General features: G+C 72.2%; 24 protein-coding genes. 5 read left to right on the top strand and 19 right to left on the bottom strand.

The genetic code is table 11. The features are described 5' to 3' along the window. Positions 1 to 32 precede the first annotated feature (32 nt). Positions 33 to 1,202: a TerD family protein gene (locus ACIGDI_RS36645; RefSeq protein ID WP_399906427.1), complete on the top strand. Its 1,170-nt coding sequence runs from the start codon at positions 33 to 35 to the stop codon at positions 1,200 to 1,202. 42 nt (positions 1,203 to 1,244) lie between these two features. Here ACIGDI_RS36645 and ACIGDI_RS36640 read toward each other — a convergent pair whose 3' ends face one another. The 5 genes from ACIGDI_RS36640 to ACIGDI_RS36620 form a co-directional block, all read right to left on the bottom strand. After that, positions 1,245 to 2,261, bottom strand: a complete 1,017-nt coding sequence (locus ACIGDI_RS36640) for a 1-aminocyclopropane-1-carboxylate deaminase (RefSeq protein ID WP_399906425.1) — start codon at positions 2,259 to 2,261, stop codon at positions 1,245 to 1,247. 29 nt (positions 2,262 to 2,290) lie between these two features. Further along, positions 2,291 to 2,944 (bottom strand): GntR family transcriptional regulator, encoded by a 654-nt coding sequence (locus ACIGDI_RS36635; RefSeq protein ID WP_200699185.1) that lies wholly within the window; start codon positions 2,942 to 2,944, stop codon positions 2,291 to 2,293. A 118-nt stretch (positions 2,945 to 3,062) separates the two neighbouring features. Further along, complete coding sequence (locus ACIGDI_RS36630) at positions 3,063 to 4,643, bottom strand: TROVE domain-containing protein (RefSeq protein ID WP_399906113.1); 1,581 nt, start codon at positions 4,641 to 4,643, stop codon at positions 3,063 to 3,065. Between the two features lie 510 nt (positions 4,644 to 5,153). Then, complete coding sequence (locus ACIGDI_RS36625; RefSeq protein ID WP_399906110.1) at positions 5,154 to 6,599, bottom strand: alkaline phosphatase PhoX; 1,446 nt, start codon at positions 6,597 to 6,599, stop codon at positions 5,154 to 5,156. A gap of 622 nt (positions 6,600 to 7,221) precedes the next feature. Then, on the bottom strand, positions 7,222 to 8,649 hold the full coding sequence (locus tag ACIGDI_RS36620; protein WP_399906107.1) for a hypothetical protein: 1,428 nt from the start codon (positions 8,647 to 8,649) through the stop codon (positions 7,222 to 7,224). A 278-nt stretch (positions 8,650 to 8,927) separates the two neighbouring features. On the opposite strand from ACIGDI_RS36620, the gene ACIGDI_RS36615 reads away from it, so the two are divergent. Then, complete coding sequence (locus ACIGDI_RS36615) at positions 8,928 to 10,754, top strand: endonuclease/exonuclease/phosphatase family protein (protein ID WP_399906105.1); 1,827 nt, start codon at positions 8,928 to 8,930, stop codon at positions 10,752 to 10,754. Between the two features lie 13 nt (positions 10,755 to 10,767). On the opposite strand, the gene ACIGDI_RS36610 is transcribed toward ACIGDI_RS36615, so the two are convergent. The 6 genes from ACIGDI_RS36610 to ACIGDI_RS36585 form a co-directional block, all read right to left on the bottom strand. After that, positions 10,768 to 11,502: an SRPBCC domain-containing protein gene (locus ACIGDI_RS36610; RefSeq protein WP_351582378.1), complete on the bottom strand. Its 735-nt coding sequence runs from the start codon at positions 11,500 to 11,502 to the stop codon at positions 10,768 to 10,770. Between the two features lie 13 nt (positions 11,503 to 11,515). Then, positions 11,516 to 12,124: a helix-turn-helix domain-containing protein gene (locus ACIGDI_RS36605; RefSeq protein ID WP_200699176.1), complete on the bottom strand. Its 609-nt coding sequence runs from the start codon at positions 12,122 to 12,124 to the stop codon at positions 11,516 to 11,518. Between the two features lie 293 nt (positions 12,125 to 12,417). Further along, positions 12,418 to 12,912, bottom strand: a complete 495-nt coding sequence (locus ACIGDI_RS36600; protein ID WP_399906101.1) for a DUF3618 domain-containing protein — start codon at positions 12,910 to 12,912, stop codon at positions 12,418 to 12,420. Beyond that, complete coding sequence (locus ACIGDI_RS36595; RefSeq protein ID WP_399906098.1) at positions 12,909 to 13,328, bottom strand: phage holin family protein; 420 nt, start codon at positions 13,326 to 13,328, stop codon at positions 12,909 to 12,911. Before ACIGDI_RS36595 ends, ACIGDI_RS36600 begins: the two co-directional genes overlap by 4 nt. Positions 13,329 to 13,397: 69 nt before the next feature. After that, complete coding sequence (locus ACIGDI_RS36590) at positions 13,398 to 14,093, bottom strand: hypothetical protein (RefSeq protein WP_399906095.1); 696 nt, start codon at positions 14,091 to 14,093, stop codon at positions 13,398 to 13,400. Further along, entirely contained in the window at positions 14,090 to 14,221 is a 132-nt protein-coding gene (locus tag ACIGDI_RS36585; protein ID WP_267955905.1) for a hypothetical protein, read from the bottom strand. Before ACIGDI_RS36585 ends, ACIGDI_RS36590 begins: the two co-directional genes overlap by 4 nt. A 161-nt stretch (positions 14,222 to 14,382) precedes the next feature. Between ACIGDI_RS36585 and dapA the strand changes: the two genes are divergently transcribed. After that, on the top strand, positions 14,383 to 15,285 hold the full coding sequence (gene dapA / locus ACIGDI_RS36580; RefSeq protein WP_399906092.1) for a 4-hydroxy-tetrahydrodipicolinate synthase: 903 nt from the start codon (positions 14,383 to 14,385) through the stop codon (positions 15,283 to 15,285). Positions 15,286 to 15,297: 12 nt separating this feature from the next. Here dapA and ACIGDI_RS36575 read toward each other — a convergent pair whose 3' ends face one another. Both ACIGDI_RS36575 and ACIGDI_RS36570 read right to left on the bottom strand, forming a co-directional pair. Continuing rightward, the gene (locus ACIGDI_RS36575; protein WP_399906089.1) at positions 15,298 to 16,524 is read right to left on the bottom strand and encodes a WD40 repeat domain-containing protein; all 1,227 of its coding nucleotides are present in this window, start codon (positions 16,522 to 16,524) and stop codon (positions 15,298 to 15,300) included. Continuing rightward, a complete protein-coding gene (locus tag ACIGDI_RS36570) occupies positions 16,521 to 17,078 on the bottom strand; it encodes a SigE family RNA polymerase sigma factor (protein ID WP_399906422.1) in 558 nt (185 codons plus the stop codon). Before ACIGDI_RS36570 ends, ACIGDI_RS36575 begins: the two co-directional genes overlap by 4 nt. A 137-nt stretch (positions 17,079 to 17,215) precedes the next feature. On the opposite strand from ACIGDI_RS36570, the gene ACIGDI_RS36565 reads away from it, so the two are divergent. Beyond that, entirely contained in the window at positions 17,216 to 17,719 is a 504-nt protein-coding gene (locus ACIGDI_RS36565) for a hypothetical protein (protein ID WP_399906087.1), read from the top strand. Between the two features lie 127 nt (positions 17,720 to 17,846). Here ACIGDI_RS36565 and dapD read toward each other — a convergent pair whose 3' ends face one another. Both dapD and ACIGDI_RS36555 read right to left on the bottom strand, forming a co-directional pair. Next, complete coding sequence (gene dapD, locus ACIGDI_RS36560; RefSeq protein ID WP_272175540.1) at positions 17,847 to 18,836, bottom strand: 2,3,4,5-tetrahydropyridine-2,6-dicarboxylate N-succinyltransferase; 990 nt, start codon at positions 18,834 to 18,836, stop codon at positions 17,847 to 17,849. 100 nt (positions 18,837 to 18,936) lie between these two features. Further along, the gene (locus ACIGDI_RS36555; protein WP_399906084.1) at positions 18,937 to 20,190 is read right to left on the bottom strand and encodes an MFS transporter; all 1,254 of its coding nucleotides are present in this window, start codon (positions 20,188 to 20,190) and stop codon (positions 18,937 to 18,939) included. 95 nt (positions 20,191 to 20,285) lie between these two features. On the opposite strand from ACIGDI_RS36555, the gene ACIGDI_RS36550 reads away from it, so the two are divergent. Then, entirely contained in the window at positions 20,286 to 21,167 is an 882-nt protein-coding gene (locus tag ACIGDI_RS36550) for a winged helix-turn-helix transcriptional regulator (RefSeq protein ID WP_399906081.1), read from the top strand. A gap of 55 nt (positions 21,168 to 21,222) precedes the next feature. Here the strand turns inward: ACIGDI_RS36550 and ACIGDI_RS36545 are convergent, their stop codons facing one another. The 4 genes from ACIGDI_RS36545 to ACIGDI_RS36530 form a co-directional block, all read right to left on the bottom strand. Then, positions 21,223 to 22,227 carry a CU044_5270 family protein gene (locus ACIGDI_RS36545; protein WP_399906079.1) on the bottom strand — a complete coding sequence of 335 codons (1,005 nt, stop codon included), beginning with the start codon at positions 22,225 to 22,227 and terminating at the stop codon, positions 21,223 to 21,225. Between the two features lie 2 nt (positions 22,228 to 22,229). Beyond that, positions 22,230 to 22,835 carry an RNA polymerase sigma factor gene (locus tag ACIGDI_RS36540; protein WP_399906076.1) on the bottom strand — a complete coding sequence of 202 codons (606 nt, stop codon included), beginning with the start codon at positions 22,833 to 22,835 and terminating at the stop codon, positions 22,230 to 22,232. A gap of 94 nt (positions 22,836 to 22,929) precedes the next feature. Next, positions 22,930 to 23,466 (bottom strand): TetR/AcrR family transcriptional regulator, encoded by a 537-nt coding sequence (locus tag ACIGDI_RS36535; RefSeq protein WP_399906073.1) that lies wholly within the window; start codon positions 23,464 to 23,466, stop codon positions 22,930 to 22,932. After that, positions 23,466 to 23,786, bottom strand: a complete 321-nt coding sequence (locus tag ACIGDI_RS36530; protein WP_399906071.1) for a DMT family transporter — start codon at positions 23,784 to 23,786, stop codon at positions 23,466 to 23,468. The genes ACIGDI_RS36535 and ACIGDI_RS36530 overlap by 1 nt, the downstream gene beginning before the upstream one ends. Positions 23,787 to 23,908: the final 122 nt, after the last annotated feature.

Raw genomic sequence — 23,908 nt, 5'->3', positions numbered from 1 at the left:
GCGGGTCCGTTCGTTCACCGGGCATGACAGCTATGACCCCGGGCTCGAACATCCCTCTGTCCGTCTCACGCGTGGCGGTGGACGTCGCCGCCCCCGTGCGGCTCGACGTGTCGGGCCTGCTGCTCACCGGAGACGGCAAGGTGCGCTCCGACGACGACTTCATCTTCTACAACCAGCCGGCCGGACCGGGCGTGACGTACCGGTCCGGCGGCGGTACGTCCCCGGACGCGATCACCGTCGACACCGCCGCCGTCCCGCCCGGCATCGAGAAGATCGTCGTCACCGCGAGCCCCGACGCCGCGGGCCAGACCTTCCAGGGCATCGAGCCGACGGCCACGATCCGGGACGCCGACAGCGGCGCGGTCCTGGCCACGTTCACGCCCCCGCAGCTCGGCACCGAGACCGCCCTGGTGGTCGTCGAGATCTATCTGCGCAACGGCCAGTGGAAGGCCCGCGCGGTCGGCCAGGGGTACGCCAACGGGCTGGCGGGCATCGCCACCGACTTCGGCGTCACGGTGGAGGAACCGGCCGCCGCCCCGGCCGCCGCCCCGCCCGTGTCCACCCCGCAGCCGGCGGCGGCCCCGCCTCCCCCGGCCGCCCCGCCCGCCCCGGCGCCCGGCACCGGGAAGATCAACCTCGACAAGGGCCGGGTCAGCCTGCAGAAGAACCAGACCGTCTCCCTGGTCAAGAACGGCAGCCCGCTGCTCTCCCAGGTCAAGATGGGCCTCGGCTGGGAGCCCGCCTACCGCGGCAAGGACATCGACCTGGACGCGTCGGTCATCGCCTACGGCCCGCAGCGCAACCACATCGACAGCTGCTACTTCGGCAAGCTGTCGATCCTGAACGGCGCGATCAAGCACTCCGGCGACAACCTCACGGGCGAGGGCGGCGGCGACGACGAGGTGATCGCGGTCGACCTCGGCCGCATCCCCCAGGAGGCCACCGGCCTGGTCTTCACGGTCAACTCCTTCTCCGGCCAGAAGTTCACCGAGGTCGCCAAGGCCTACTGCCGCCTCCTGGACGCCACCACCGGCGAGGAACTGGTCCGCTTCGACCTCACCAACGCCGAACCCCAGACAGGCGTGATGATGGCCAAGCTCATCCGCCAGTACTCCGGCGAATGGGAAATGACAGCCCTGGGCAACTTCGTGAAGGCCCGCACGGTGAGGGGAATGGTGAAGCCGTCGGCCGAGGCACTGTGACACGGGATGGTGATGCCCGGCCTGTGAGGCCGGGCAGTCCCGTCAGAAGAGTGCGCTGTAGGCGTTCAGGGCCGGTTGGCCGCCCAGGTGGGCGTAGAGGACCGTGGAGTCGGGGGTGATCTCGGCTCGGGTCACCAGGTCGATCATGCCTGCCATGGACTTGCCCTCGTAGACGGGGTCGGTGACCATTCCCTCCGTGCGGGCCGCCAGGCGCATCGCCTCCAGGGTGGTGTCGTCGGGGATGCCGTACGTCCCCGCGTGGTACCGCTCGTCCAGCTCCACGTCCGCCTCGGTCAACTCCCGCTTCACTCCAATGAGTTGGGCGGTGTTGCGGGTGATCCGGGTGATCTGCTCGTGGGTGGTGGCGGGCTTGGCCGAGGCGTCGATGCCGATCACCCGGCGGGGACGCTCCCCGGCCTCCTCCAGGGCGGCGAAACCGGCGACCATGCCCGCCTGGGTCGAGCCGGTCACCGAGCAGACGACCACCGTGTCGAAGAAGACGCCCAGTTCGCGTTCCTGTTCGGCCACTTCGTGGGCCCAGCGGGCGAAGCCGAGGCCGCCGAGGGGGTGGTCGGAGGCGCCGGCCGGGATGGCGTACGGCTTCCCGCCGGACTCCTCGACCTCCCTGAGCGCCTGCTCCCAGCTCTCCTTGAAGCCGATGCCGAAGCCGGCCCTGACCAGGCGCACGTCGGCCCCGGCGAGGCGGCTGAGGAGGATGTTGCCGACCTTGTCGTAGACGGAGTCGGGCCAGTCCACCCAACTCTCTTGGATCAGCACGCACTTGAGCCCGGCCCGGGCGGCCACGGCGGCCACCTGGCGTGTGTGGTTGGACTGCACGCCACCGATGGACACCAGCGTGTCGCAGCCCTGGGCGAGCGCGTCGGCGACCAGGTACTCCAGCTTGCGGGTCTTGTTGCCGCCGTAGGCGATCCCGGAGTTGCAGTCCTCGCGCTTGGCCCAGAGGGAGGCGCCGCCGAGGTGCGTGGTGAGGCGCTCCAGAGGGTGCACCGGGGAGGGCCCGAAGAGGAGGGGGTAACGGTCGTACGAGGAAAGGGACAGGGACACGGGTCCTCCCGGAAGGGTCGGGATCAGTCGCCGTCGGTGAGATCGACGAGGTCGGCGAGGCTGCGCCAGATCTCGGCGGTGACGCGCACCGCCGCCTCCGCGTCACCGGACGCGCAGGCCTCGATCAGCTGTTCGTGCAGTCCGGCCGAACGGCAGCTGCTCTCGCCGAAGCGGCGGCGTTCGAGGCGGCGGACGAGAGGGGTGTAGCGGACGATGGTGGCGGCGGCCGCCCGGTTGCCGGCGACCCGCACCAGGACGTCGTGCAGGGCGTCGTCGGCCGCCAGGGCTCCGTCGACGTCGCCCGCGCCGACGGCCGCTGCGAACCGTTCGTTGGCCGTGCGCATCGCCTGGACGTCGGCGGCGAAGAGACGGGGCACGGCCACTCGGGTGACCAACTCGTGCATGGCGCCGACCACGGCGGCCGCGTCCCGGACGTCGGCGGCGACCAGCGGGGTGACCCGGGTGTAGCTCTGCGGCTTGCTCTCCAGCAGCCCTTCGTCCACCAGCCGCGAGAACGCCTCCCGCACCGGGGCCCGGGACAGCCCGAGCCGCTCGGCGAGCTCGGCGTCCCGCACGACGGCACCGGGCTCGATCTCCCCGGTCACGATGGCGTCCCGGATGGCCTCGTAGGCACGGTCCCTGAGGAGGGTGCGGCCGACCGGCCGGATGGCTTCCACGACTGAAATGTTAGATGTCAGTCGGATGCGGGGCAAGGGTCCGGGCCGAGGGTCGGGCAGGGGTGGGCAAGGGTGTGGCCCGCACCCCCCGTAGAAGTGCGGGCCACGATCGGGTGGCTCAGGCGGCCCAGGGCCAGTCGGCGTCCTGGGCGGCCTCGAGCAGCGGCACCATGCGGAAGGCCGCGTCGCTCAGGCCGCCGAAGGTGTGCCGGTTCGCCCTGCCCGACGGGCCGTGGCCCGCCCGGTACCCGGCCAGGTTCCAGGTGTAGACCGGCACGTTCGCCGGGACCTGCTCGGTCGGGTCGCCGTAGTGGCTGAAGGCGTACTGCTCGTCGGTGACGATCAGCACCCGGTCCTGGCCCCGGTAGTGGGCCCGGATCGCCCCGGTGGTGTCCGTGCCGCCCAGGTCGCCGAAACGCTCCAGGATCTTCAGCACCGACTCCCCCTTGCGGAAGGACAGCCGCCGGCTCGTGGATCCGAACTCCACCAGGTCCGCCTTCCGCGCCCGCAGCGCCAGCGCCGTACCGAAGATCGCCGCCGCGTCCGCCCGGTTGAGCTCCGAGCGGTCCGACAGCCGCGCCCACATCGAACCCGAACGGTCGACGAGGACCAGCGTGCGACCGGGCAGCGCGGGCACATTGGCCAGCGAGTGGCCGAGCGCCTGCTCCAGCGGGTACGACCAGCGCAGCGACGGCGCGTGCTGGTACGCGGCGAGGTACCGGAACGGGAACTGCCGCGAGCGCGCGACCTCCGCCGGATCGCTGATCTTCGCCGCCACCTGCGCCGCGACCTCGTCGGACACACCGGCCTGGTCGAAGTTGCGCAGGTTGCGCACCAGCGCCATCGAGCCCATGGACGGGATCACGGCCTCCCAGGCCGCCTTGTCCATCGGCCCCTGCAGCCAGCCCGCCAGCGCCTCCCACGTGATGCCGGCCGCGGCCAGCCGCTCGGCGCCGTCGGGCGCGGTGACGACCGCGCGCCGCTCGGCCACCGGCAGCGCCATCAGCTCGCGATGCGCGGTCAGGACACGGTCGGACGCGGGCGGCACCGCCGTGTCCGGGTTGTGCCGGCGGTCGAGGGCGTATCGGAACAGCTCGCCCTGCCACGGCTTGTCCGGGTCGGGCGCCGCGTGCACCAGGTTGAGGATGTCACCGAAGCGGTAGCCCTTGGACGCGGTGTCGTACTTCAGCAGCGACTTGCCGCTGTACAGACGGCGTACGGCGTCGGCGACACCGCGCTTGACGGGCTTGGGCACGCTGCGGCCGTACATCGCCGTCCAGTAGCCGAGCAGCTCGCCGGGCTCGTCGGGACGCCGCAGCACGGAGGCCACGACCTGGCGGTTGGACGGGCCGTCGGTGGCGCCCGCGTCGAGGCGCGCCTTCACGTACTCGGCGGCGCCCACCACGGAGGCGGTGCGGAGGTTGCCCTCGCCGCGCAGCCAGCCGAGCAGGCCGGCCGTCCACACCGGGTCCTCGACGGCGAGCCGCCGGACCAGACGCGCGAAGCGGTCGTCGCGGTCGGCGCCGGTCTCGTAGAAGGTCTGCTGCGACACGAAGTTCGCGACGGCGAGCAGAAAGAGCTCGGAGCGCGCGTCCCGCTCCCGGCCACGGCCGCCCTCGTAGGTGCGGAGCACGCGGCCCGTGGAGGTGACACGCGAAGTGGGCTGCGCCTTCGCGCCCTTGGTGTTGAATCGCGCCATGGTGAATTCCCCCGAATTCTGGATGGGTTTCGGAGGGAGGCGCGGCAGAAGGAGGGTGCCCGAGGTCGGAAATCGGCGACGGCCTTATCACCTGGCGCGTCTTCCATTTCCGCCACGCCGGCCCTTGGCCGGCGACGGGATTCGAACCCGCACGCTCGCCTGGAGCACCAGGTCCCTGAAGTATCCGCTGCCTTCGCACCGGGCACCCACCATGAGCTGCGCCTCCCGAGATCAAGGTCGGCGGCGGCACTGATTCTCTGAGAAAGGGAAGTAGCCGCAGCCTGCGCACCGGGAGGTGCATGAAGTTGTGGTGTCCAGAGATCGAGGTCGGCGGAACCGACGTAGGTGCTCTAACCCCTGAGCTACACCGGCGCGTTGTACCGGTGGCGGGACTCGAACCCGCGGCCGCCCCATTATCAGTGGAAGTAGGTCCTGCCTTCGCACCTGGACGTTCATCACTCTAGGAGGCGGGCCGCGGGACGAGCGAACGAATTAATTCATGAAGGGATTTCAGCCGCGCTTCTGGCGCTTCCAGGGGCCCGTGATGGCGAGCATGATGCCCGGTTCCTGGATGTTGGCGAACAGGGTGGCGCCGTCGGGCGAGAAGGTGACGCCGGTGAACTCGCTGTACTCCGGCTCCTCCTCGGTGCCGATGTTCAGTTCGTTGCGCGCGATGGGGTAGGTGCGGCCGCTGTCGGTGGCGCCGAACAGGTGCTGCAGGCCCTCGCCGTCCTCGGCGATGACGAGGCCGCCGTACGGGGAGACGGTGATGTTGTCGGGGCCGTCGAAGCGGCCTTCCTTCGACGGGTCGGGGTTGACGCCGAGCAGGACCTTGAGAGTGAGGGTGCGGCGCTTGGGGTCGTAGAACCAGACCGCGCCGTCGTGCTGGACGGGGCTCTCGTCACGGGCGTAGGAGGAGACGATGTAGGTGCCGCCGTCGCCCCACCACATGCCCTCCAGCTTGCGGGCGCGGGTGACCTGTCCTTCGGTGAACTGCTTACGGACCGAGGTGGTCTTCGCGTCGCGGTCGGGTACGTCCACCCAGTCGACGCCGTAGACCGTGCCGATCTTCGTCGCCCGGGAGAGGTCGTCCACGAACCGGCCGCCGGAGTCGAAGCACTTGAAGGCCTGCAGGACGCCCGCGTCGTCGGCGAGGGTGCGCAGTCTGCCGCGGCCGTGGTGGAAGCCGGCCGGCGGGGTCCAGCGGTAGAGCAGGCCGTTGGGGCCGGAGGCGTCCTCGGTGAGATAGAGGTGGCCTCGCTTGGGGTCGACGACGACGGCCTCGTGGGCGTAACGGCCCAGCGCCTTGACGGGCTTGGGGTCGCGGTTGGCCCGGCGGTCGGCGGGGTCGACCTCGAAGACGTAGCCGTGGTCCTTGGTCATGCCGTTCTGTCCGGCCTTGTCCTCGGTCTCCTCGCAGGTAAGCCAGGTACCCCAAGGAGTGTTCCCGCCCGCGCAGTTGGTGGAGGTGCCGGCGATGCCGACCCACTCGGCGACGTGGTCGCGGCGGACCTCGACGACCGTGCAGCCGCCGGAGGCCGCGGGGTCGTAGACCAGGCCCTCGGTGAGCGGGACCGGGTACTTCCAGTTCGAACGCGGGCCCTTGAGCTCGTGGTTGTTGACGAGGAGGGTCGCGCCGCGGGGGCCGTCGAAGGTGGAGGTGCCGTCATGGTTGGACGGGGTGAACTCACCCGACTCCAGCTTGGTCCGGCCGCTGTAGGTGATGATCCGGTACTTGAAGCCGGCGGGCAGGGCGAGGATGCCGGCGGGGTCGGAGACCAGCGGCCCGTATCCGACACCGCCGTGGCCATGGGCCGTCCCCTCCTCGGCGCTCTCGGTGTCGGTGGACGCGAGGGCGTTGGGGGCGGTGGCGAGGGCGCCGACGCTGCCCGCCAGCGCGACACCGGCACCGGTGATCGCGGATTTTCTGGCGAAGTCCCTGCGAGTGAGCGACATGGTGTCTCCTGTGACGGTGGGTGTGCCGTGGAGGGTGGCGGACCTCGGGTCGGCGCCACCGTCCCGCCCACGCCTGAACGGGAGTTGAACACCGGGCGACGCCACCGGACGCAGTTCCATGAATCCGTACACGGCGACCCACGGGAAGCAAAAGTCCCCCGCGTCCGGGTAATCGCTCGGCGCGCCCTCACGGACGAGGCTGGCCGATGCCCCCGAACGGCATTAGGGCCGGGGAGACGGCAGTCGCGCCGCCGGGACAGCACCGGTGGATGCGGCGGCACCCCGTCGCGCCGGGTGGGCTGCGCCTGGCCATCATCCCGGCGCGCCGTCCGAAGACGCCCGGCGAGGGGCCATCAGCCCGCAGCAACGCCGACGCTTCGCGGTCCGCGCGGAAGGAACCAGCCCACGACCACGCGCCCAGAGAGCCGTCGGTTTCGTCACCCGCCCGGCACACACCTCCGCCGCAGCACACCGTCCGCCGTGGCCGAGCCGATCGGGCCAGCCGCTCTCAGCCCGAACCCCGTCGCGACCCCGAACCGGAACCCGCCCCGGCCCACAAAGGGCCCGCGCCCCGGCAGGGGCCCAGCCCGGCAGAGCCCCCGGCCCCCAGCCCCCGGCCCGCTCAACCCCCCTGCTGCGACCGCGCCTTGAACGCCGCCTTCCGCGCTTCCTTCGCCACCCTCTTGTCCGGGTGCAGTCGGCCCATCGCCTCCAGGACGTCCGCGGTGGCCGGGTGGTCCACCCGCCAGGCCGTGGTGAAGAACTCGCCGTGCTGTGCGGCCAGTCCCTGCACCAGCTCGCGCAGTTCCTCGGAGTTGCCCTCGGCGGCGAGCTGGGCGGCGACCGTGTCGATGGTGAGCCAGAAGATCATCGCCTCCGACGGGGCCGGCACGTCCGGCACGCCGCGTTCGGCGAGCCAGACGCGGGCCAGGCCGCCCAGTTCGGCGTCGTCGAGGACCTCCCGCAGCGCGGACTCGGCCTCGATGCCGACCAGTGACAGCGCCTGCTGGCAGCGCAGCCGCCGCAGGGGGGCGCCGGCGTCCCCGCCGCGGGCGGCCGCCAGCAACTCCCGTGCCGCGGCGAGGGGTTCGCGCCGGGCGAGCCACTGCTCGGTCTCGGCCTGTGCGGCTCCCGCGGGGAACGTCGCCGTGCCGTCCAGCAGCGCGTCGGCCCCCTTGTCGGCGAGGTCGCCCACGGCCGGCGCGATGAATCCGGCCTCCTGCAGCCGCGCCCGCAGCCCGTACAGCCCGAGCGGGGTCAGCCGCACCATGCCGTAGCGGGAGACGTCCGTGTCGTCGACCGGCGCGGCGGGCTCCTCGTCGGCGTCGGCCATCAGCGCCTCGTCGACGGGCTGGTACTCGACGAGCCCCACCGGCTCCAGCAGCCGGAACTGGTCGTCGAGCCGCATCATCGCGTCGGAGACCTGTTCCAGGACGTCGTTGGTGGGCTCCCCCATGTCGGAGGGCACGATCATCGACGCGGCGAGCGCCGGCAGCGGCACGGGCGAGTCACCGGGGCCGTCCTCGCTGACGCTGAGCAGGTAGAGGTTGCCGAGGACGCCGTCGAGGAACTCGGCCTCCGCCTCCGGGTCCCACTCCAGTTCGGAGAGGTCGAGTTCGCCGTCGGCGGCCAGGGCCTCCTCCAGTCCCTCGATGTCCGGGACACTGGCGTCGGCGAGCACCGTCTCCAGTGCGCCCTGCCACACGGCGAGCACGTCGTGCGGGGAGCCGGCGGTGAGCAGTGCCAGCTCCTGCCCGGCCGTGACGGTGCCCGCGTCCTCGTCGACGATCTCCACCAGGCCGGTGTCCACGGCGGCCCGCCAGGCCTCGCTCGCGTCGGCCGCGGCGTCGTCCCCGCTCAGGCCCAGCACCTCGGCGGCGGCCGGCACCTGCTCGTCGACGAGTTCTCCCCCCGCGTCGACACGGGTGTCCGGGCCGGCCCAGCGGGCCAGCCTCGCGGCCCGGGACAGCAGGGGCGTGGACAGCGCGTCTCGCGCCAGCTCCGCTTCGGGGTGCAGCCGCACGGGCGGCAGGGGGGAGCTGTCTGACATCGGCTCGGTTCTCCTCGGGCGCCTCGAAGACCGTACGACCACCTGGACGACGTACGACTCAGTGGCTCAGCCTAGACGGATTTCCACCTATGCCGCCCGGTTCATCTCCTCGTCGGCGCCCGTACATGGCCGAAACCTTGACAACTGGCCGGAGCAGGCAGGAGATTGACGCGCGTAGAAACTCGGGGGACAACTGTTCACTGTTTTCTACGCGCGTCACCCTCCCCCCACAGCCCACCCTCGTCCCGGCACTCACGAACATCCCCGGAGGGATTCCGTTGCCGAGCAAGTCCTCCGCGCGTCTCGCCGCGCTCACCGTCGCCGCCGTGTGCTCCGCGGCGTCCGCCGTCGCCCTGACCTCGCCGGCGCACGCCGACTCCGTGCGCATCCACGACGTCCAGGGCACGACCCGAATATCCCCGTACGCAGGCCAGAAGGTGGCGGACGTGCCCGGCATCGTCACGGCCACGCGCACCTACGGCTCCTCCAGAGGCTTCTGGATCCAGGACCCCACCCCGGACGGCGACCCGGCCACCAGCGAGGGCGTCTTCGTCTTCACCAGCTCCACCCCGAAGGTCGCGGTCGGCGACTCGGTGACGGTCTCCGGCACGGTCTCCGAGTACGTCCCGGGCGGCACCTCGTCCGGCAACCAGTCGGTCACCGAGATCACCAAGCCGACGGTCACCACCGTCTCCACCGGCAACGCGGTCCCGGCGCCCACGGTGATCGACGCGAAGTCGGTGCCGGGTGAGTACACCCCGGCCGGGGACGCCGCCGCGAACGGCTCGATCAACGGCCTGCCGCTGCAGCCCTCGACGTACGCCCTGGACTACTACGAGTCCCTGGAGGGCATGAACGTCCAGGTCGCCGACGCCCGCGTGGTCACCGCCACCGACCCGTACAGCGAGCTGTGGGTCACGGTGAAGCCGCACGAGAACCGCACCCGCCGCGGCGGCGCGCTGTACGGCTCCTACGACTCCCAGAACACCGGCCGGCTGCAGATCCAGTCGCTGGGCGCGACCGCCGACTTCCCGGTGGCGAACGTCGGCGACACCCTGACCGGCACCACCACCGGCCCGATGGACTACAACCAGTTCGGCGGCTACACCCTGGTCGCGAGCCAGTTGGGCACGCTGAAGAGCGGCGGGCTGCAGCGCGAGACCACCCGCAAGCAGTCGCGGGGCGAGCTGGCGGTGGCGACGTACAACGTCGAGAACCTCGACCCGTCCGACGCCACGTTCGCCGCGCACGCCGCCGCGATCGTGAACAACCTGCAGTCGCCCGACATCGTGTCCCTGGAGGAGATCCAGGACAACGACGGCGCGACGGACGACGGTGTCGTCGACGCGAGCGCGACCGTGAACAAGCTGATAGACGCGATCGTCGCGGCGGGCGGCCCGAAGTACGACTGGCGCTCGATCGACCCGGTCAATGACCAGGACGGCGGCGAGCCCGGCGGCAACATCCGCCAGGTGTTCCTGTTCAACCCGGAGCGGGTGTCCTTCACGGATCGCGCGGGCGGCGACTCCACGACGGCCGTCGGCGTCACCAAGGTGCACGGCAAGGCTCAGCTGACGGCCTCTCCCGGCCGGATCGAGCCGGCGAACGACGCCTGGAAGTCCAGCCGCAAGCCGCTGGCCGGCGAGTTCGTCTTCCGCGGCCGTACGGTCTTCGTGATCGCCAACCACCTCAACTCCAAGGGCGGCGACCAGGGTCTGGCCTCGCAGTACCAGCCCCCGACGCGCAGCTCGGAGACCCAGCGCCACGCGCAGGCGACGCTGGTCAACGCGTTCGTCAAGAGCATCCTCGACGTCCAGAAGAACGCGGACGTCATCGCGCTCGGCGACATGAACGACTTCGACTTCTCCGGCACCGCCCAGATCCTCGAGGGTGACGGCGAGCTGTGGTCGGCGATCAAGTCGCTGCCGAAGAGCGAGCGTTACACCTACGACTACCAGGGCAACCAGCAGGTCCTGGACCAGATCCTGGTCAGCCCGTCGATCCGGCGCGGCTGCGACCTGGACTACGACTCCGTGCACATCAACTCGGAGTTCCACGACCAGATCAGCGACCACGACCCGCAGGTGCTGCGCTTCCGTCCGTGACTCCCCCGCCCGGTCAGGGCTGGTCGAACACGCCGTTCAGCCAGCCCTGCCAGGCGCTCTCGCACTCCTTGATGTCGGTGCCCGGGGTGAAGTCGTGCAGCGAGATGCCGACCGGGTGGCCCCAGTGGTTGCGGCCGAAGACGCGGGTCAGGCCCCGGTCGGTGCGCAGCCCGATGAAGTACGGGTTGCGGAAGTCGACCACGGCGTCGAAGTCGTCCGGCCCGTGGACCGTCACCCGGGTGCCGGCCGTGACGTCCTCGCCGACGCCGAGCGCCCGTCCCACGACGGCCAGGGCGTCGGCGGCCTTGGAGGCCTCGGGCCCGTCGAAGGTGGCGAACGCGGCCGGCCGGGGCGCGAAGTGGACCAGGTACTCGCGCAGGGTGTGCAGATAGAAGTCGGTGTGCTTGGCGGCGCCGTCGTACTGGTTGTCCCAGTCGTCGACGAAGATGCCGCTGTGCACGTACCGCACCCAGGCCCGGCGCCCCTCGTCGCGGGGTTCGATGGTGTAGTCGAGCTGGTTCATCGTCTGCTCGGCGATGCCCTCGACGTCCGCGACGCGGTTGGTGTACCGGTGCGGCGGGTCCCAGGCGGTGACCGTGGACCCGAAGGGTCCCGTGCCGCCGACCTTGGGCTCCGGCGGGTCCATCGGCCACAGATACCCTCCGGTGCCGGTGGTGACCGCCTCCCACACCTCCTCGGGAGTGGCGTCGACCTCGAACTCCCGGGCGATCTCGAACTCTTTGGACATGGCGGTCTCCTGACTACGGCAGAGCCTGTTGCGGCTCGGTCTGCTTGAGCGTGGGGTGGACGGCCACGACGATCCGGTGGTCACGGCCGCCCTCGGCGTCCGGGGCGTCGTACCTGCGGATCAGGGCGGTGACACCGGCCGTCAACTCCTCGATGAACGCGGCCCGTTCGGCGGCCGAGGCGAAGCGGACCTCGCCGTCCAGGGCGTAGGTGGCCAGCCCTTTGCGGGCTTTGGCCGCACCGGTGATCAACGACCCGACGTCGCGCACCAGCCGGGCCCCGAGGGCCAGCAGCCAGCGGGCGGAGAGCTGGTCGCGGAAGCGGTCCGGGTCCGGCTGCACGGCGGCGAGGGCGAGCGGTGAGATGACGTACGACGCCGCGGTCGCCCGCATCAGCCGCTCGGTGACGTTTCCCTTGCGGCGCTCGCCGGCCAGCTCGACCAGGCCGTGCCGCTCCAGCGCCTTGAGGTGGTAGTTCACCTTCTGCCGCGGCAGACCGACCTGGCCGGCGAGCATGGCCGCCGACGCGGGCCCGGCGGCCAGTTCGGCGAGCAGCCGGGCCCGTATGGGGTCCAGGGAGACGGCGGCGGCCTCGGGGTCCTCGATCACGGTGACGTCCAGCATGCGTCCACCGTCCCACCGAAAACTTTTTTTGTCCAGACGGTTCGAGTGTTCGGTGACGCCCGCGACCGCTCCCGTACTACGACGTGCTTCCTGGTGTGGCCGTGGCTCACCGCCGCGAAGCCGCCGGTGCGGCCATGAGACCGCGGTGGCCGGAGAAGCCGCCCGAGAGCCGGAGACCCGGAAGCAGCTCGGAAGGTGCTCGGAAGGTGCTCGGAACAGCCGGACGCCGGACGGGTTCACCACCCGCCCGGCGTCTCCGCGACCCGTGGTCGCACGTCGCACTCCCCTGCCGGTTACTTCTTGGGGTACCTCCACGACACCACCGCGATCGCCAGCACCGCCGCGCCGATGAGCAGTGTCGGCCGCGGGTGGCGCACCGCAGCCTTCACGACGGGTCCGGCCGGCCACGGCATGCCGTGGTCCGCCCTGTCCTCCAGGGTGTGCCGGGTCCGTGTCGTCCTGTCCTGGGCGGTGTGGCCGGCCTTCAGGGCCCGCTCGTGGGCCTGGTGACCGGCCCTGGTGGCCGTGTCCTGGACCTTGTGGCCCGCCTTCGTGGCCCGTTCCTGCACGGTGTGACCCGCTTGGGCCGCCGAGCTGCGCAGCTGCACGGTCATCGCGCCCGCCTTGTCCCTGAGGTCCGCCGCGCGGGCCTGTGCGCGACCCTTGACGTCCATCTTTCCTGCCAACTCCTCGACCGTGTCGCCGAGTTCACTGCGGGTCTGCTCGATCTGCCGCCGCAGCTCCTCGGCTCCCTCGGCGCCCGTCTCCCCGGCCGCCTTGTTCGTCATCGGTGTGCCCTTTCCTTGATCTCCTCGACGTCGGCCTTGACGCTGCCGAGGACCTCCTCCGGGGTGGGAGGCGCGGCCTTGCGCAGCTGGGCGCGGCCCGTCGCGCCGAGGACGGCGGCGATCACGAACAGCACCGCTGTGACGATGAGCGCCGCGGCCCACACGGACAGCACCAGCGAGAGAGCGGCGATCGCCGTCCCGGCCGTGGCGAGCAGACCTGCGTAGGCGAACGCGCCCGCCGCCCCGAGCAGTCCGCCGCCGCGTCCGGCTCGCCGCCCCTTGGCGGCGAGCTCCTCCTTGGCGAGGGCCAGTTCCTGACGTAGGAGCCGGGAGAGCTGTTCGGTGGCCTGGTTGACGAGTTCGCCCACGGAGTGGTGCTCGTCGCGCACCGGCCCGGGGGTGGTGGTCCCGGTCACGGTCGCCTCCTCTCGTGTTCCTGTCGTTCGAAACGTTCGGAACACTGCGGGTACCCGTCCCGTCTCCGGCTACCCCTGCCGCCCTCCCCGGCCGCCGGGCTCGCCGAGCCTGGCCAGCTGGGTCTGGAACCAGTCGAGCCGGGCCTGCAACAGCGCCGCCTCCGCGACCAGTTCGGGCACTCCGAGGTGTTCGGCGGGCGGACCGGTCCCGGCCGCACGCGGGGCGCCCTCGGCCCCGGCGACGACCCGCAGGCCCTCCCCCGCCAGCCGGGCGAACGCGGCGAGCGAGACGGACGTACGGGCCCGGACGCAGCCCGCGCAGGAGGGGGCGAGGACGCGCCAGCCAGGGCGTCCCCGACCCGCGTCGGCCAGGGCTGCGGCGGCGGCGCCGCAGGCACAGGGGCCGACCGTGGCGGTGCGCACCCGCTGGCGGGCGTAGCGGAAGCCGCGCTCGAAGCGGATGTAGCGGCCGAGGACCACCACCTCGAGCAGGACGGCGTCCCGGTGCTCGGCCGTGCACAGCAGCGCCTCGGCCGTCGTACGGTCGTGCACGCAGTGGAAGCCGCAGTCGCAGCGGCGGTGCGGTGCGCCGTGCCGCAGCCCGTAGACGCAGGACGCGTCGGCCAGGACCCCGTACGGCAGCGCACCGCCCAGCGACACACCGGTGAACCCGGCCCGGCGCCCGTCGTGGGACAGCACCGGGTGGGCGATCTTGTATCCGGTCGGCGGCTCCGCAGTGCGTTCCTCCGGAAGCCGCAGTCTCATCGGGCCGCCGGGACCTCTTCGGGGGCCTTCAGTTCCTCGGTGATCTCCTCGGGCAGTTCGGGCTCTTCCTCATGGATCTGCGGGCGTTCCTCCGCGACTCCGGTCGCCAGTGCCTTGCCGAGCTTCATGACGCCTCCCATGACCAGCGGTCTGTCACCGTTCTGCCATGGTGACTCAAGACGGCCGCGAGGGACATAGGGCCCAAAGCCGAACAGCGTAGGAAGCCTTATCCATATCTCGTAGAAGATTTAAGTGGAGCTTCACTGTCGTTGTGCCGAAGACTGCTGCCATGACGACGACCGCACGCTCCGCACCGCCCTTCGGCCGTGCCCTCTGCGCGATGATCACGCCGTTCACCGACGGCGGCGCGCTCGACCTCGGCGGGGCCCAGCGGCTCGCCGACCGTCTGGTCTCCCTCGGCTGCGACGGCCTGGTGCTCTCCGGGACCACGGGTGAGTCGCCGACCACCACGGACGCCGAGAAGGCGGCGCTCGTCGAGGCGGTGCGGGAGGCGGTGGGCGGCCGGGCGTCGATCGTGGCGGGCGTCGGCACCTTCGACACGCGGCACACCGTGGAGCTCGCGCTGGCGGCCGAGAAGGCGGGCGCCGACGGCGTGCTGGTGGTCAGCCCCTACTACAGCAGGCCTCCGCAGGACGCGCTGGAGGAGCACTTCCGCACGGTCGCCGACGCCTCGGGACTGCCGGTCGTCCTCTACGACATCCCGGGCCGCACCGGCACCCGTATCGAGCCGGACACGATGCTCCGGCTCGCCGAGCACCCGCGGATCGTGGCGGTCAAGGACTGCTCCTACGACTTCCTCGCCGCCCAGAAGGTGCTCGCACGCACGGACCTGGCCTATTACGCGGGCTGCGACGAGCACAACCTCGCGCTGTACGCGGTGGGCGGTGCCGGGTACATCAGCACGGTCGCCAACGTCGTGCCCGACCGGCTCCGCGCGGTCCTGGACGCGTTCGAGGCGGGCGACACCCCCGTGTCCGCCCGCCTCCAGCAACGCGCCACGCCGCTCATCGAGGCGATGATGTCGGCGGGCCTGCCCGGCGCGGTCACCGCCAAGGCCCTGCTGGGCGAACTCGGCCTGCCCGCGGGCCCGGTCCGTGCCCCGCTGCGGGCCGCCGGCCGCGAGGCGGTCGACGGGCTGCTGACGGCGTACCGGGAGCTGACCGAAGGCTGAACCGGCGGCCGCTCAGCGGCGGGCGAAGACGGGCTCCCACTCCTGCCGGTCGTAGTGCTCGTCGCGGGCTCCGCTCAGGGGTACGACCTTGTCGCTGCCCAGCGTGACCAGCACCAGCCGGGCCCGGTACGGCTCGTCCAGGGTCGTCACCCGCTCCCAGGCGATGAGCCGCCGGTCGTCGGCCCAGGCGAGCAGATGGGCGCCGCGGACCTTGGTGACCTCCTTGCCGGTGCGGGGGTCACGGATCGAGGAGTACGACTTCCCGGGCGGCACCTCCCTGGTCAGGCCGAGGGCAGCGAGCCGGCCGTCCGGGGACAGCCTGGCGGGGACGTCCGAGCGCAGGTACTTCTCGTCCGCCGGGGCGGCGACCTTGGCGCCCTGGTGGTCGTAGAACTGCTGCATGCCGTCCCGGCCGCCGATGACCTGCGCGTACATCAGGTCGCCGGAGCGGCTGAACGCGAAGTCCTGACGGGAGTTGGTGTTGCGGTCGAACGCGACCGGCGTCCAGGCACCCTGGCCGGACAGCACGTCGAGGTCGTAGAAACCGGACCGGCTGGAGTCACCGAACCCGGATTCCCAGTCCCACACCACCTTGTTCTGACCGGTGCGTACCTTCATCTTGGTGCGCAGATCGGGATTCGCGTCGTACGTCGTGGCCACGAGCCTGCGGCCGTCGTACGAGAACGCGAGCCCGCCGACCCCGTGCTGGACGGGGATCCACCGTTCCACCCTGCCCGTGGCGAGGTCGAGCAGACCGATCCGCTGGGCGGGAAGGTTCCGCTCCAGCACGGCGGCGGTCTTCAGGCCCGGGGCGACGGCGACGATCGACCACCGTGCGTCCTTCTCGTACTTCCCGGTCTTCTGGTCGAGCAGCCAGTAGGTGCGCTGCTGGACGGCGGTGTGCTCTGTTATGGGCCGGTCGCGGACCGTGTAGTAGGCGGCCAGTACCGCGTTCCCGGCCGCCACCGGCTCGCGCGGCGGCGACTGGTCCGGGTGACCGACGACACCGTCCTTCTGCATGACGCCCGACGGACGCACATCGCTCTTGCCGGCCTCCAGCAGCGGTACCCCGACCGCGACCGCCACCACGGCGGCCGTGGCCGCGGCGACGGAGGCGAGCCTGCGGGCGCGGCGGCGCCGGCGGGCGGCCAGCACCCGGTCGGCGAACCCGCCCCCGGGCGGCGGCTGTTCGGCGGCCAGTTCGCGCAGGGAGTCGCGCAGCAGTTCCTCGACGTTCACGGACGCACCTCCACGGGCGAGTAGTCACGGGACGGCACTTCCGCGGCGTCCGGCGGGCCGAGCGCGGCCAGTTCCGGCGCGAGGGCGCGCAGCCGGGCGAGCGAGCGGTGGGTGGTGGACCGTACGGTGCCCACCGTGCAGCCGAGGATCCGGGCCACGTCGGCCTCCGGCAGGTCCTCGAAGTAGCGCAGCACCAGTACGGTGCGCTGCCGGGCGGTGAGACGGGCGAGCGCACCGCGCATCAGCAGCCGCAGGTCGGCGTCGGCGGCGCCGTCCCGGCCGGCCCCGGTGTCCGGCGGTTCGGCGACCGTCAGCTCCCGTCTGCGCCACTTCAGCCGCCAGCGGCTGATCTGCTGCCGGTAGAGCACCTGCCGTACGTACGCCTCCGGTTCCTCGATCCGGCGCCACCGCCCCGCCGCCTTGATCAGGGCGTTCTGCAGCAGGTCCTCGGCGGCGTGCCGGTCGCCGCCGCTCAGCAGCACCGCCGTCTTCAGCAGCGCGGACGACCGGTGTTCCACGAACTCCCGGAAGCTGTCCTGCGCCTCGGCATCCATCGTCACCTTCGCCTTCCCCCGGGCGGACCGGTCGTCCGCCCCTGTGCCCCTTGTGACGCGTGCGGCCGCCGGGCGCTATGCCTGCGCTCCGGAAGATTCTCCGCCGGTCACGCGGAGATCTGCCGTACGTTGTCCGTGTGCGCCGTCCACTGCTCTTCCTCGACGTCGACGGTCCCCTCAACCCGTGGGCGGCCCAGCCGTACGGGCGCCCCGAGGGCTACACGACGATCGTCGTCGCCCTCCAGCCCGGCCGGGCACTGCCCGTGTGGCTGAACCCCGGGCACGGCGAGGCCCTCCTCGCCCTCGACTACGACCTGTGCTGGGCCACCACGTGGATGGACGCGGCCAACCGCTGGATCGCCCCCGTCGTCGGACTCCCCCCGCTGCCGTACGTCGACTTCGGCGCGGGCCTGTTCGCCCTGCGCCCCGACGGGGTGCACTGGAAGACGGAGGCGATCGTGGCATACGCCGCCGGGCGCCCGTTCGCCTGGGTGGACGACGAACAGAGCCCGGCGGACGAGGAGTACGTGGGCCGCGCCCACCCGGGCGCCGCGCTGCTGCACCATGTCGACCCGCGCGTCGGCCTGCGCGAGGAGGACTTCACGGCACTGGCGGGGTTCGCGGCGGGGCTGCGGCCCTGACGGGAACAGCGCCGCGGCGTTGTCATCCCACGCGTGGGTGCCTCTCGCACGAACGCCCTCCCGGGCCGTCCTCGGCCGCGGAAGGGCGTTGTCCACCGGGACGACCGCGGTGCGCGGTCGCCGACGGTCAGTTGTGGCTGTGCAGGATCTCGTTCAGGCCGCCCCAGACCGCGTTGTTCGGGCGGGCCTCGACCGTGCCGGTGACCGAGTTGCGGCGGAAGAGGATGTTGGAGGCGCCGGAGAGTTCACGCGCCTTGACGATCTGGCCGTCGGGCATGGTGACGCGGGTGCCGGCGGTGATGTAGAGCCCCGCCTCGACCACGCACTCGTCGCCGAGCGCGATGCCGACGCCGGCCTCGGCGCCGATGAGGCAGCGCTCGCCGATGGAGATGATCACGTTGCCGCCGCCGGAGAGGGTGCCCATGGTGGAGGCGCCGCCGCCGATGTCGGAGCCGTCGCCGATGACGACGCCCGCGGAGATACGGCCCTCGACCATGGAGGTGCCGAGGGTGCCGGCGTTGAAGTTGACGAAGCCCTCGTGCATGACGGTGGTGCCCTCGGCGAGGTGGGCGCCGAGGCGGACGCGGTCGGCGTCGGCGATCCGGACGCCCTTGGGGGCCACGTAGTCGGTCATGCGCGGGAACTTGTCGATCGAGGTCACCTGCAGGTGCAGGCCCTCGGCACGGGCGTTGAGCCGCACCTTCTCCACGTCGTCGACGGCGACGGGGCCGAGGGAGGTCCAGGCGACGTTGGCGAGGAAGCCGAAGATGCCGTCCAGGCTCTGGCCGTGCGGCCTGACGAGCCGGTGCGACAGGAGGTGGAGGCGCAGGTAGACGTCGTGCGCGTCGATCGGCTTCTCGTCCAGCGAGGAGATGACCGTACGGACCGCGACGACCTCGACGCCACGCCGGGCGTCCGGGCCGATCGCCTTCGCCGCACCCTCGCCCAGCAGTTCCGCGGCCTGCTGCGCGGTCAGCCGCTCGGTCCCGGACGGGCCGGGCTCGGCGGTGAGCTCGGGCGCGGGGAACCAGGTGTCGAGGACGGTGCCGTCGGCGGCGATCGTGGCAAGCCCGGCGGCCGCGGCGCCGGTCGTACGAGGAGCAGTCGTGTCGGTCATGAGGGCAACCTAACCGCCCGAAGGGCACCCAGGCCAACCAGCACCCCGGACATCTCAGGTGCCGAACGCCCCACGCCACCGCCCGGACGTACCCGCCCCTTCAGGAGGTGCTCACCCTCGCCGGACCGGCCGTCCGGGGTTCCGGGGGTGTGTCGGTGGGCGAGGTGCGGGCAGCTCGTGGGCCGGCGGCCAGCAGGACCGCGCAGCCGGCCAGCGCGCCCAGGCCGGCGCACAGCGGCCACAACACCCCCGGTGCCGCCTGGTACACCGCCCCGCCCAGCGGTGCCGCCAGCACCACCCCGCTGATCGACGCCCCCGCGTACAGCGACTGGAACCGCCCGAGCACATGCTCCGGCGCCTGGTCGGCGACGTACGCCGTGGCGGTCGTCTTGTACAGCGCCTCCCCGAGGGTCAGCGCCGCCATCATCACCACCGCCGTGCCGACGCCCGCGCCCAGCAGCAGCACCGCGTACCCCGCGGCGACCAGCAGCAGGCCGGTCCCCACGATCCGCAGCGGCGACCTCCGCCGCAGCGTCAGCGCCACCGGCAGCTCCAGGCACAGGAGCAGGCCCCCGTTGACGGCGAGCAGCGCCCCGTACACACGCGCGTCCATGCCGTGGTCGGCCAGGAAGACGGGGAAGGTGGAGTACTGCTGCCGGTAGACGACGTCGATCACGACGATCGCCGGCAGCAGCACCAGCACCGCCGGCCGTGCCCGGAGCGCCGCCCACACCCCGCCCCGCCGCTCGGCGTGGGCGCGCGGCCGGCCGCCCGGCACGGCCGACGGCGGCACCACCCGGGCCGTCCAGAGAGCCAGTGCCAGGCTGCCGAGCCCCTCGGCCAGGTACAGCCAGTCGTAGGAGTACCGGGTCGCGACCAGGGCCCCGAGCAGCGGGCCCAGCGCGAACCCCCCGTTGGACGCGGCCCGCATCACCGCGAACGCCGGTCGCCGCGCCCCCTCCGGCACGACGGCCGCGACCAGGGCGGACGCCGCGGCCCGCTGGACCCCGGACACGTACTGGGCCGTCGGCAGCGCGGCGAACAGCGCGGCCGTGGGCAGCAGTGGCACGGCGGCCAGCAGCAGTCCGGAGGCCGCGGCCGCCGCGAGCAGGACCCGGCGATGGCCGAACCGGTCGCCGTACCAGCCGCCCGTGAAGTTGCCCGCGACGAGCCCGGTCCCCGCGATGCCGCTCAGCACTCCCGCCGCGCCCGCGTCCAGCCCGCGCGGCCCGGTCAGGTACAGGAACGTGAAGGCGAAGCTCACGCTCACGACCATGTTCACGAACGTCCCGCAGGCCAGCAGCCAGACCGGCCTCGGCACTTCTCGCAGACCTCGCACCCGTTCCCCCGTCATCGACCGACACCCCAGTGAGTTCCTTTTGGGAACTTACTATGGACGCATGACAGCCTCGGGTCAACGACGACCTGTGCACGAAGGGACGGCACACCATGGCCCGCAGGACGAGCCTCGAGGACGCCACCTGCGCCATCGCCCAGGCCCTGGACGTCGTCGGCGACTGGTGGACCCTGCTGATCGTGCGGGACACGGCCCGCGGAGTGCACCGCTTCGACGCGCTGCAGGCCGAACTCGGCGTGTCCCGCAAGGTGTTGACCGAGCGGCTGCGCCTCCTCGTCGAGGCGGACGTACTGACCCGCGTGCCCTACCAGGAGCGCCCGCCGCGCTACGAGTACCGCCTCACCCCGCGCGGACGCGCCCTGCTCCCCGTCCTGGTCGCACTCCAGGACTGGGGCGACACCTGGGTCCTGGGCGACGGCAGTACGACGGCCACGGCCGAGGAGGCCTCGGCGGAGGCGCGGCGGGTGCACGAGCTGGTGGGCACGCGGGTGCCCGAGCTCCGACTCCTCGACGACAGGGGCGAGTTGCGCGATCCCGTCGCCGCCGACAGCCCGTACACCGTGCTCTACTGCTTCCCCGGCGCCTACGCCCGCGCCGACTCCTATCCGCCGGGCTGGACGGACATCCCGGGCACGGCGGGCTGCACCCTGGAGTCGTGCACCTACCGCGACCGGCTGGAGGAGTTCACCGCGGCCGGTGCCGCCGTGCACGGGGTCTCCACCCAACGCCCGGACGAACAGCGGGCGTTCGCCGAGAAGGAGGGGTTGCGGTTCCCGCTGCTGTCGGACGCCGAGCTGTCGCTGGTCGCGGCGCTGCGGCTGCCGACGTTCCGTGCGGCGGGGGCGGGCCGGCTGAAGCGGCTCACGCTGGTCGTGGACCGCGAGCGCGTGGTACGCGACGTGCAGTATCCGGTGACGGACATCGCGGGGAGCGTGGCGGCCGCGCTAGAGGCGGTGCGCGGCGGCGGGGCGTGAACGGCCCGGGCGGCCCGCACTCCCCTCGTGGTGCGGGCCGCCCGGGCCGGTGGCGTCAGCTCCGGTCGCCGGCCTCGTCCACCACGGCCGTGGCGACGAGCGAACTGCCGCCGAGGACCTGGTCGCCGGAGACCATCCGCATGCCCACGATCCGGTAGGTCCGCGGGTCGATGAGCCACTGGTCCCGCATGACCTTGCCGATCTTGGCGTCGCCGGTCCGGCCGTAGTCCAGTGCGACGGCCCGGCGTCCGGCCGCCGTGTCGACCAGATGGTCGGTCAGTTCACCGCCGGGCAGGGTGGCCAGGGCCCGGTAGAGCGAGGCGAGCCCCTTGGCCGGCATCACCTTGGCGTTCAGAAGGACGCTGATCTCGTTGTAGTCCGCCTTGGCCTGTGATTCGCCCTTGTTGTCGGCGATGGCGTTCTTCTCGCGCAGGTACTCCAGCGTCCCCTCAGCGTCGGCGGGCAGGGCTGCCAGCACCCGGTACATCTCCCGCGGCGAGCGGTCGTCGCCCTCCGCGCCGTTCTCCAGGTGCATCGGGGTGATGGTGAGCTTCCCGGTGTCCTCTCCCTTGGCGTCCCACCGCGGGCCCGCCGTCGCGGTGCCGTCGTAGCGCAGCCAGGACTCCTGTACGGGCCCCAGCATGCCCCCGGCCTTCGCACGCTTCTCGTCCAGCGGCTCCCGCGCGTCCTTGGTGTAGACCCACTGCTTGGCCCCGGGTACGGCGCCGTCCGGCTCCGCCGCGAGCACGTCGGCGGCCCGCCTGAGGAACTCGGCCGCGCTCACCCCCTTCAGCCGCGGGCCCGGCGTGGCCGACGGCGAGGACGCGGGCTGAACCCGGTGCCCCGCACCGCCGCCCACCAGCAGGGAGACCGTGACGGCGACGGCGGTCACCGCGGCCACCACCCCGACGATCACGAACTCCCGCCGTCGCCACAGTTCCCGGCGCCGCTCCCCCGCCCGCGCCGCCTCGATCAGCCGCGCGCGCCCCGGCGCGAGTCGCGCCCGGTCGGGCACCGGCGCGTCGGCGCGCAGCTCACGCACCTTCGTCAGCTCGTCCATCGTCACGCCACCTCCGCCGTGTCGCTCACGAACGCGGGATCGGCGCCCAGCGCCGTACGGACCTTGCGCCGCGCCCGGTTGAGCCGGGAGCGGACCGTGCCGACCGGGATGTCCAGGGCCTCGGCGACCTCCTGGTAGGTGAGTTCGGCCCAGGCCACGAGCAGCAGGACGTGCCGGTCACCGGCGGACAGCGCGGCGAGCGCGCCGGCCAGAGGCCCTTGTGCGGCGATCCGGCTGTCGGTGTCCTCGACCCAGGAGGCGCCCCAGGACTCGGTGACCGGGTCGTGCCCGGTGCGGGCCAGCGCCTTGAGTGCCCGCACCTCGGAGCGGCGCTGCTTGCCGATGAGGTTGCCCGCGATGCCGTAGAGCCAGGGGCGGGCGTTGGGGCGCGTCCGGTCGTAGCGGGAGCGGATGCGGAAGGCGATGAGAAAGGTGTCCGAGGTGATGTCGTCGGCGGCGCCGTCGCCCAGGCGCCGGGCGGCGTACCGGTGGATGTCGGGCGCGTAGCGGTCGTAGAGGCGGGCGAAGAGTTCGGGCTGCTCCAGCGACTGCGCGACGACCTCGGCGTCGTCCTCCGTCCGTGCCGTGGACGGCGGTGGTCCGCTCACGAGGCTCCCCCTGGGTTCGTCGGTGCGTGCGTGTCACCCCCTGTTCCCCGCTGGGCGGCGCGGAGTTCACGGTTTCCGGAAGAAGGCCCGCGGGTCAGGGAATCATCCGCGCCAGCACCTCGCGCGCGTATTCCTCGTCGTACGGCGTCCCGGCCAGCAGCACCTGCAGGCATATGCCGTCCATGAGGGCGACCAGCGCCCGGGCCGTGACGGTGTCCGTGCGGCGGGCGAGGCGGTCGGCGAGGGCCGTCATCTGCTCGGCGACGACGGGACGCAGGGCGGGGCGGCGCAGGGCGGCGAGGTAGAGCTCGTACTCCAGCTCGATGCCGGTGGGGTCGCCGGCGAGCCAGTCGCCGAGCAGGCCCGCGAGTTCGGCGGCCAGGTCGCCGCCCGGGTCCGTCAGACCGCCGCGGGCGGCGACCGCCTTGCTGAAGCCCTCGTCGGCCTGGCGCAGAGCGGCGACCATCAGCTCGTCGAGGGTCTTGAAGTGGTACGTCGTCGAGCCGAGCGGCACGTCGGCCTCGGCGGCGACCGTGCGATGGGTCAGCCCGGCGAGCCCCTTGTCCCCGACCACCCGGATCGCGGCGTCGATGATCCGCTGGCGCCGGTCGGGGTCGTAGCGGCGGGGCATCAGTGCGCGCCCCCCAGGTTGAGCACCACCACTCCGACGATGATCAGGGCCATCCCGGCGGCCTTGGTCACCGTCATCCCCTCACCGAAGAAGAGCAGGCCGATGACGGCGATGGCGGCGGTGCCGACGCCCGCCCAGATGGCATAGGCGGTGCCGACGGAGAGGGTCTTCAGGGTCTGCGCGAGCAGGACGAAGGAGACGACGTATCCGACGACGGTCACCAGCGACGGCACCAGCCGGCTGAAGCCCTCGCTGAACTTCATGGCGGTCGTGGCGCCGACCTCGGCGGCAATGGCGACGCCGAGCAAGAGGTATCCCATGTGTACGAGCGTACACAACAATGCGTACGCGCGTACACAGGAGGGAGTCGAGGCGGGAAGTCGAGGCGGCGATGGGAAGGCACCGAGGAGGGCGTGTGAAGTCTCGTGCGCGGCGGGGGGCG

The sequence above is a fragment of the Streptomyces sp. NPDC085900 genome (assembly GCF_044540925.1).
GTDB classification, from domain to species: Bacteria; Actinomycetota; Actinomycetes; order Streptomycetales; family Streptomycetaceae; genus Streptomyces; species Streptomyces gilvifuscus.
Note: the sequence above shows the minus strand (reverse complement) of the source record. Positions and strands in the feature narration are given on the sequence as shown.